This is a genomic window from Pedobacter sp. UYEF25 (assembly GCF_054061655.1).
Genome location: NZ_JBSSEL010000020.1, coordinates 70274 through 79225 on the forward strand (window position 1 = coordinate 70274; position 8952 = coordinate 79225).

The window sequence follows — 8952 nt, forward strand, 5'->3', positions numbered from 1 at the left end:
ACGTTCCCAAGAATATCTTAGCCCGTTTTATCATTGTGCATACCGTTCGGACAATGATCCCTTCCACTTTTTTTAAAATCGTGGAATGCTACATCACGCTCAACCCTTAAATTATTTCTTGGTGTTTTGATACATCGACTTAATATTTTTTGAAAAAACAGTAGGCGTTGGAAGTTTCGCCTCAGGTGCATTGACTAAAAGATTATCAAAGTATGGCATACCCAATTTCGTTTTTCCTCCTAATGCCAACAGTCCGGCCATTCCGTGCGAATATAGTGTATCTGTTACAGTCAATATGGACTTTCCATCAACCAAGGCGGTAATCGTAGATCCGTTAAAGCGAAGTTTCAGATTGTGCCATGTGTTAGGCGAAACATTCGCAATTCTTGCGATGCCAAGAACCTTTTCGCCTCCCTCGCTGTAATCTTCGCCCGCCTTGATGAGTTCTTGCTGTTCTGCATCTCCCACAAGCTTTTTCTTTTCTCTTTTGCCACGGCTTACGACCAAACGGCACTGGCCATCACTTCCCAGTTGCAGAAAATATCCTTTTGGAATGGTGCCATAACCAGAACCAACATCAACAATACGGCCCATCACCGCCGCCGTATCTCCTTGGTTCAAATACACATCCGCACTTATTTCGTAATCCTTCCAGTCACCATCACCTAAGATGGTGTAAGGCTGCCAAGCAGGCGCCCAAGAAATCGGGCGCTCTGGAACTACCTGACGCAGACACTTTCCTTTCTTATCAGGACGTTCTACTAACTCAAAAGCTCCATAGATATCCGCTGTATAATGCGGCAAATAGCCCCAATTTTTTAGATTAGAATATTTTTCAAATGTTTCATAATAAGGAAATGGAAATGGTTTCGATTCGGGAATGTTGTCAAACGAACCTTTTTGCTGCCCTCTTGTTGTAGAAAGCGAATAAATAGTGCCCGGTTGCACTGTAAATGTAAACTCCCCATTTACCGGCTTGATGTCAGCGCGTTGTACAAATTGTTCTTCTGAATTACTCTCCCACACACATAAATCTTTTGCAGACAACCCTCCACTTTGCGAAAAACGAATTTGCTGGGGGACTTTGGCATCCTTGGTCTCGATGACAATACTGTAGTCATTGCCCGGTGATTTCAAAGTGACAAAACTGCCGCCATTAGCCAACATTCCGTAACCACCGTTAAGATAGCTCCATCCAACTTTTGCAAATTGTCCGTAATGTGCGTATCCCCACAGTACCTCACGAGTTTTGTAAAAGCCACTCCACGGAGAATTTGCGATCAAAGCTGCGGGTGTTTCAGCATATGGTTCAGTCGGATAGACAGCGCCTACCAGATACCAGCTTATAAGTTTGGTCGCGCCACTAATTACAAAGTTTTCGTTGATGGATTTTACCAAGCTTATTGCACAATCAAATCCTTCTTTATAGGTATGCTCTTCTGTGTTCCAGATTGGTTTATTGAGCCGCTCACTTAATTTTATCACATCTTTAGGTGTTGGTACCTCAGACATGGTATGGTTGCCTAAAATAGCTACGGCATTGCGTAACTCTGAATCCGTTTCAAGATTTTTTACCCAGTCAAACTTATCTGCTCCCCAATTGTCAAAAGCGTGTATTTTAACATGTTGCAATCCCCCTGCATCGAGCGTTTTTCTAAACTTTTTAACAAATTCAATACCAACACCTTTCTCATTACGACAGCCGATGGCATCAAGCTTCAATCCGTAGGTTGAGTTTAACCCTTGAATCCATTTTACATAATAATCGCACATATCCTGCGACCAAAATTCGCCATTTCCGACCCAGGCAGGAGCGCCCCATGCATTTGCGTCAAGCGTTATCTCTTTATTTCTTTTTTTTGCCTCGGTCATTATCCACCATTCGTACCCGCGATTAAAGTTCAGATCATCTCTGGTGTGCATATGGCTTGGTTCAGATCCTTGTGTAGAATTTCCGTCTCCTGGAACTTCAACCATCAATGCATTCATTGACGCCCCGAAATTCGGTTTAAAGAGCAAATCTAAAACCTGATTTCGCTGTTTTTCTGGATAATCTTTTAATAATACAGAAGTAGCTCCCCCTCCACTCACGGCTCCAACACCCTCGAATATTTTGCCGCCTGCGTTACCGTTTAAAGTTACTGTTTGCGCATTTGCAGTGATTATACTGAAGCTTACCAGACAGAAAACTGTTAGGCGAGATTTTATATGGAGACGGTTTAAATGTTTTTAAAGTTTCATTGTTGATGATTATTGCCACTGCCTACAAATTTAAGTAAAAGACATTGTTGAATTTTTCACAAGCAGTTAAAAAACGATGAATTTTTCCTTCAATTACAAGTTTGCGAATCAATATCGCAAAATTTATCGAAATAAAACGTAGGCGAAATCAAAAGCCGAGACTCATCCAACGCAACCCTTCTATTTTTTAAAAATAGTTCGAAAGCATAAAATAGTAATGCGTTATCCATTACAGCATTTTATTAGAATGCGTGTAGAATTTCTCGCAATTATTGTTAAAACACCAAATTTTAGCCAAGCAAATTAAGTGAGCTTATCATTTATTGATAAATACCTTTCATCTTTCAACCACCTAGAGCCAACAGGGAACTTATAAAAGTTGTTATGTTCATTTAATTAGTATTTACTCCTCACTTAGATTTACCAAAGTTTCCTCTGGCCGACGCCAATAGGTTAAAAACGCTAAAATTAGATTCGGTTTTCAAATTTATTTAAAATAAACATCAAGTTTAAATATTTTAAAAGTTGGTTAAACCAAGAAACCAGCAAAAATCAGTTCGAAAAAGATGAAAATCTCATCAATAGAATTTGTGATTTTTTATGCAATTTAATTTTTAATTATGGCCGAAAGGATAATTAAAATCAGGTTTGAAAACCGATACTTACAGTGTATTAGGCTATAATTGCGGGTGATTTTTTTTAGCAAACCTAGAATGAAAGTGTTAAGTAAATACCGACGTTGGGCAAAAAAGTATTAGACAATACATTATTATATTGATTACATTAGTAAAACTAATCATTGAAGCTAAAGCAAGGCGTTACTTAATAACCTGTAAAGCGTTAGGTTAAACAGTGTATAAATAGCTCTTTTGAATATGTAGGTTTAAATGACTAATGATTCAATCAGATCAGTCAGTATTTTAAAACTTAATAGGTTACCCGTTAAAAATTAGTAATGAAATAGAAATTAACATGAAAAAACTAATTTTATTAAGTCTCGCCCTTTGCCTTTATCTAGTTACGGTCAAAGCTCAGATACAGGACGCTCCCGGTATATACAACATTAAATCCTACGGTGCAATAGGTGATGGAAAAAATCTCGACTCAAAGGCAATTAATTCGGCTATCGATGCTGCGGCGAAAGCAGGGGGGGGAATGGTTTATCTCCCTGCCGGAAATTATCTGTCAGGATCAATTCGCCTCAAAAGTAATTTGTCGCTGTATCTAGAACAGGGTGCAACTATTATAGCAACTGATCAAGAAAATAGTAGTGAATATGATCTCGAAGAGAAAGCAGTTAATGCAATTTATCAAGACTCTGGACACAGCTATTTTCACAACAGTTTGATGTGGGGGGATAGTTTACATGACGTTTCAATCTTAGGTCCGGGAAAGATATGGGGTAAGGGACTTCTTAAAGATTGGAAGAAGGGAACAAAACTAGGGAACAAGTCGATTGCGCTCTACAACTGTCGCAATGTAATTATTCGTGACATTTCTATTCTCCATGGTGGCTGGTTTGCCATTTTAGCAACCGGGACAGATAATCTCACCATTGACAATGTTAAATTAGACACAAATAGGGATGGTATGGACATTGATTGTTGCAAAAATGTCCGAATCTCCAATTGCTTTGTAAATTCTCCATACGATGACGGAATTTGCCTCAAAAGTACATTTGCGCTTGGATATGCGCGGAATACGGAGAATGTAACTATCACGAATTGCCAAGTTAGCGGTTATGATGAAGGCACATTGTTAGATGGTACTTACAAACGTTCTGAAAATCCTGTGTATAAATTTCAGCCTACCGGAAGAATTAAATTCGGCACAGAATCTAACGGCGGATTCAAAAATATTACCATTTCTAATTGTGTGTTTGACTACTGCCGTGGACTAGCGATCGAAACCGTTGATGGAGCACAGATTGAAGACGTGACTATTAACAACATTACCATGCGAGACATTGTGAATGACCCTATATTTTTGCGCCTGGGCGCTCGCATGCGAGGCCCCGAAGGCGTTCCTGTTGGGGAACTCCGAAGGGTAACAATTAGCAATGTGAACATCTATAACGTAGATCCAAATTATACGTGTACGATCACTGGGATTCCGGGGCATCCGATTAGTGAAATATGGCTTGATAATATCCGAATTCATTACAAAGGAGGCATTCAAGATTTTGATGAAAACAAAACGATTCCCGAAAATGACAACAAATATCCTGAACCAGGAATGTTTGGTCGTGCACCTGCCTATGGTTTTTTCATTAGACATGCCGTAAATATCAAATTATCAAATGTAGATTTATTGCTTGAGAATGTAGACAGTCGGCCGGCGTTTAGAGCGGATGATGTCCAAGGATTAACATTAAGACAAGTACATGCTTCAAAGAGCAAGCACAAAAAATTTACAGTTTTAAATAAGGTTACAGGGCTGAAAATTATAGAAAGTTTTGATGGCGATAAATAGAAGATGAAAAACTTCCTCAGATTTTATTTACATACAAGTCTACTCCTAGAATCTTAAACGCTCAAACTTTTATCAGGATACGTAAAAAGACCTCGGTAAATCAGCGTTGGAAACATCCAAATTAAACAAACGTTTGATGTCGAAGTTGGCTTTTTAAAAAATTTCAAACCGACACGCATATCAAAAGCTTTTTGATAGTGGATAAATTGATCTAGATCTCCATTCAACGAATGGAAATTATTTATACAATGCTTTTATTTGATTAAAACTGTTAGGGTTGTCCGTTTCCACCTGTAGAACCATAAATCTGCCCAGTTGCAAAACTGGCTTTGTTGTCTGCGAGTTGAACGTAGATCGACCCTAATTCTGCAGGTTGGCCTGGCCGTCCCATAGGCGATGCTCCGCCAAATTGTTTCAATTTTTCCATGCTCGCCCCTCCACTCACCTGTAAAGCCGTCCATACCGGGCCGGGAGCAACGCCATTCACCCTGATCCCCTTTGACGCGAGTTGTTTTGATAACGACCTTACATAGTTGGTCGTGGCAGCCTTTGTTTGTGCGTAATCATATAAATCAGGTGTGGGATCTTGAGCTTGTTCGGAAGTGGTGGCGATGATGCTAGACCCGGGCTTTAGGTGCGGCAGGGCTGCTTTAATAAGCCAAAATGGCGCATAAATATTTGTCTTCATTGTCCAATCGAACTGTTCACTCGAGATGTCCAATATCGAGTCGTTGGCTTGTTGTCTACCAGCATTGCTTACAAAAATATCCAAGCCACCGAGCGCCGCTACTGCATCTTCAATAAGCTGCATGCAAAATTCTTCGCTCCTTAAATCACCTGGAAGAGCTACCGCTATTTGTCCTGCACTTTTGATCAGATCAATTACTTGCCTTGCATCAGATTCTTCCTCGGGCAGGTAATTGATTGCAACATCGGCACCTTCTCTTGCGAATGCGATGGCAGCAGCCCTGCCCATCCCTGAGTCTCCTCCAGTAATAAGAGCCTTCCTGCCAGCCAATCTTCCGGAACCTTCATAGCTTTCCTCCCCATGGTCTGGAACCGGATTCATCTTACTTACCAAGCCCGGCCAAGGTTGCGACTGTGCCTCAAAAGGAGGATTGGGATATTTTTTCCGAGGATCTTGAAGAACCGCAGCTGAGTTGTTTTTGGTTGAACTATTCGCATCTATTGTCTGATCTTCTTGCATCGTTTTGTTCTTAAGTACTGGTAGTAAACCCATCTTTATTAGTAATGGTTTGAATTCTTTTAAGAAATTGTGCTGAATTAAGTGATCATCGGTGATGGTTAAACTCGGGCTTGAGGGGATGAGATAATGCTTTGCAATGTGTTACGACACTCGGTAATTTAAGCATCAGCTATTTGATAAATGCGCATTAATATGAAAACGGTAAGGTTTTCCTTAAAAACTTGCAAAAGAAATTGCCCTGTAGTGAAACTCCACTTTCTCCTATGATTTTTTAGAATCAATTCGTTAAAGATTTTATTTGAAAGTTTGATGAAAGTTGAATCGGCGAAAGAACAAGTGGAAATTTGTAAAGGGAAAAAAAGTGAAAGGGACATCGTTCTCATTAGGAATAAAACCCGCCCATTTTTAAAAAACTTGCAGCGTTAAATTGCTAAGTTGATAGAAGTTGTCAAATGATTTATTGAGGAATATTTAGAACTGACATATTTATGGCTATAGTTGACCCATCAAGAAGAAGTATTCTTTTGTTGGTTACTCATGAGCTATTTTTTTTAAAACCGGCAATTTGTACTTTTACTGTAAAACCAAGATAATGGCACCTAGTCTTTTTCAAAAAATCTACAATCATCCGCTTTTTACTTCAGATGATTTGCAAAAAATTAGCGCACTTCATAAGAAGATCATTTTACCCAAAAACGATTTTTTATTAGAAGAAGGGAAAACTGCTAATGCTTATTATTTGGTTGAAAAAGGGTTGATACGCTTCTATGTAAATGATTTTAATGGCAATGAAATGACTACCCAATTTATTTGCGAAAATGAAATAGCCAATGAAGTATCCTCTTTATTTCAACGCATTCCATCAGTACAAAATATACAAGTCGTTACAAACGCCATTGTTTGGAAAATTGATTTCAATGATTTTCAGCATTTATACCACAGTATGGAATCCGTAAGAGAATGGGGGCGCGAGTGGATGTCAGCGCAGCTTTTTCAAATTCAACAGCGTTCTATAGAGCTGATCACCCAATCTGCATCTGCGCGCTATCTGCATCTTATGGCACATAGGCCACAAATTATCCAGCAAGCCCCACTTAAACAAATAGCTTCTTATTTAGGTATTGCCGATACTTCTTTGAGTCGCATACGTAAAGATTTAGTTTCCTCCTAGTATTTCTTGACTTATGTAAAGTGGTTTTTTATTTTCTATTTCTACTTTCGATAAAGGAAAATAGATGACAGATGAAAAAGCTAAAAAAACAGATACATTTCCATTTTTAATAAATCAGAGTTAGAAAAAATATGGAACGTCCGCTGGAATTAAATAGGTGCTAAAAAATGCAAAAGATAGTTGCGAAAATGAGCCATTATAACGGCGAGCGAAACTAATAAATGCCATAAGTCTTTCGGTTAAAAATGGCGGAAGAACGAGCTTACACATTGAAAAGGAGCAAAGGTTTTTTCGCCAATGAAAATAAATAAAATATGGTACGAAAGCGATTTCAATTGGCAGCGTGCAAAAAAAAGCTACCAGCTGAGGAAGACATCGATAAGAAATACATGAACACGATAGCGATTTATTAAATAATTGTTGATGCCGTTTTACACGGCATAATTACAATTAAGTTGATGAATTTTTTTAAAAATCTTTCGTTTCAAAAATCACTGGATGATTTAGCATTCGGTATGTATAGAATTCTAAAAATTATTTTTTCGCTTACTTTATAGAGTACAGATTGGGACTATGCTAACCTTAAAAATAAACCAATTGAAGAAAGGATTAAAGAATTAAAAAAGTAAATGCGTAAAGCTATTTTAGTCGGAAGTCGCAGTTTAACGATACCGTTAATGAAGCTTAACTTAATTGATGAATATAAACTTTGTGTTCACTTTGTTGGTGTAGGTGGTGGTTTGCCATTATTTGAAAATCTAAACGACCAAACTGTTATTAACCTTATTTGATGCTAAAACCTTAAAGGTGGCGCAGTAATCAGCCATTATAAATCGATAAATTAAGCTTTAATCATTTTATATAAAAAAATAAACAATGGACTCAGCAGCATCAAAAAAATTAGACATTGTCATTCCAGCCTATCGAATGCATTCACAAAGTTTTAAAAATGTTTTAGACGGTATTTCTGAAGAAGGAGGGTTGAAAAGAATTGATAACAACACCAACCATGTCGTATGGATGACGGGTAATTTGGTCGGTTGCCGATACTGGATTGGCAACTTATTGGGAATAACTGACAATGATCCTTACGAAGGGCTTTTTAAAGAAGGCAGGGCATTAGACGAAAGCTTAAGCTACCCAAGTCTGGAGGATTTGAAGACAAGTTTCGGAGCCATCTCTCCCAAAGCTTATCAAAAATTATTAACGGCAACCGATGAAGAATTAGAAAAAGCTTATTCTTTTGGAATGAATGTTTCTTTTATTAAAAACAATGTTTTAAACATGATAGGTATGTGCATTGGCAGAGAAGATTATCTTTTGGGCCAAATAGGTTTAATGCGCAAAATGCTCGGTTTAAAAGGCATGAGTTATGACATAGACGATAATATAAACTATTAAAGAATTAGAAAAATACAATTATGGCAACAGTAAATGTGTATTTAATTTTTGATGGAAACTGCGAGGCGGTTTTCGATTTTTATAAATCTGCTTTTGGAGTAGCGTATAGTGTGTTAAGCAGATTTGGAGAAATGCCTCCCCAAGACGGAATGCCGCCACTTGCGGAAGAAATCGCAAATAGGATTATGCATGTAAGCTTGCCTATAAGTTCAGAGACAACGTTAATGGGTAGCGATAATATGCCAGGTATGAGTCCAGATATAACAATAGGTAATAATTTCTCAATTTCGGTAGGTGTACACTCGAAAGAGGAAGCAGATCAATTATTTGCAGCACTATCCGCAGGTGGAAAAGTGACCATGCCTTTAGAAGTGACTTTTTGGGATGCTTATTTTGGTATGTGGACAGATAAATTTGGCATCAACTGGATGGTGAATTATGATTTGCCTAAATAATGAAT

6 protein-coding genes are annotated in these 8952 nt (G+C 38.2%); 4 read left to right on the forward strand and 2 right to left on the reverse strand.

Features of this window, described 5'->3' with window-relative positions:
• Window positions 1-111 precede the first annotated feature (111 nt).
• Window positions 112-2208 (reverse strand): hypothetical protein, encoded by a 2097-nt coding sequence (locus tag ACVWYG_RS16220; RefSeq protein WP_457271586.1) that lies wholly within the window; start codon window positions 2206-2208, stop codon window positions 112-114.
• A gap of 1005 nt (window positions 2209-3213) precedes the next feature.
• Here ACVWYG_RS16220 and ACVWYG_RS16225 point away from each other — a divergent pair.
• Window positions 3214-4713, forward strand: a complete 1500-nt coding sequence (locus ACVWYG_RS16225; RefSeq protein ID WP_457271577.1) for a rhamnogalacturonidase — start codon at window positions 3214-3216, stop codon at window positions 4711-4713.
• A 271-nt stretch (window positions 4714-4984) separates the two neighbouring features.
• Here the strand turns inward: ACVWYG_RS16225 and ACVWYG_RS16230 are convergent, their stop codons facing one another.
• Window positions 4985-5953, reverse strand: a complete 969-nt coding sequence (locus ACVWYG_RS16230) for an SDR family oxidoreductase (protein WP_457271579.1) — start codon at window positions 5951-5953, stop codon at window positions 4985-4987.
• A gap of 559 nt (window positions 5954-6512) precedes the next feature.
• Between ACVWYG_RS16230 and ACVWYG_RS16235 the strand changes: the two genes are divergently transcribed.
• The 3 genes from ACVWYG_RS16235 (at window position 6513) to ACVWYG_RS16245 (ending at window position 8947) form a co-directional block, all read left to right on the forward strand.
• Window positions 6513-7091 (forward strand): Crp/Fnr family transcriptional regulator, encoded by a 579-nt coding sequence (locus ACVWYG_RS16235; protein WP_457271581.1) that lies wholly within the window; start codon window positions 6513-6515, stop codon window positions 7089-7091.
• Between the two features lie 876 nt (window positions 7092-7967).
• The gene (locus ACVWYG_RS16240; protein ID WP_457271583.1) at window positions 7968-8492 is read left to right on the forward strand and encodes a DinB family protein; all 525 of its coding nucleotides are present in this window, start codon (window positions 7968-7970) and stop codon (window positions 8490-8492) included.
• Window positions 8493-8512: 20 nt separating this feature from the next.
• Window positions 8513-8947, forward strand: coding sequence for a VOC family protein (locus ACVWYG_RS16245; protein ID WP_457271584.1), 435 nt, complete (start codon window positions 8513-8515; stop codon window positions 8945-8947).
• Window positions 8948-8952 lie beyond the last annotated feature (5 nt).

What these genes read in the sequence shown, in the direction of transcription:
- ACVWYG_RS16230 (WP_457271579.1), bottom strand. Translation starts at nt 5,953, where the DNA reads ATGGGTTTACTACCAGTACTTAAGAACAAAACGATGCAAGAAGATCAG.
- ACVWYG_RS16240 (WP_457271583.1), top strand. Translation starts at nt 7,968, where the DNA reads ATGGACTCAGCAGCATCAAAAAAATTAGACATTGTCATTCCAGCCTAT.
- ACVWYG_RS16245 (WP_457271584.1), top strand. Translation starts at nt 8,513, where the DNA reads ATGGCAACAGTAAATGTGTATTTAATTTTTGATGGAAACTGCGAGGCG.
- ACVWYG_RS16235 (WP_457271581.1), top strand. Translation starts at nt 6,513, where the DNA reads ATGGCACCTAGTCTTTTTCAAAAAATCTACAATCATCCGCTTTTTACT.
- ACVWYG_RS16225 (WP_457271577.1), top strand. Translation starts at nt 3,214, where the DNA reads ATGAAAAAACTAATTTTATTAAGTCTCGCCCTTTGCCTTTATCTAGTT.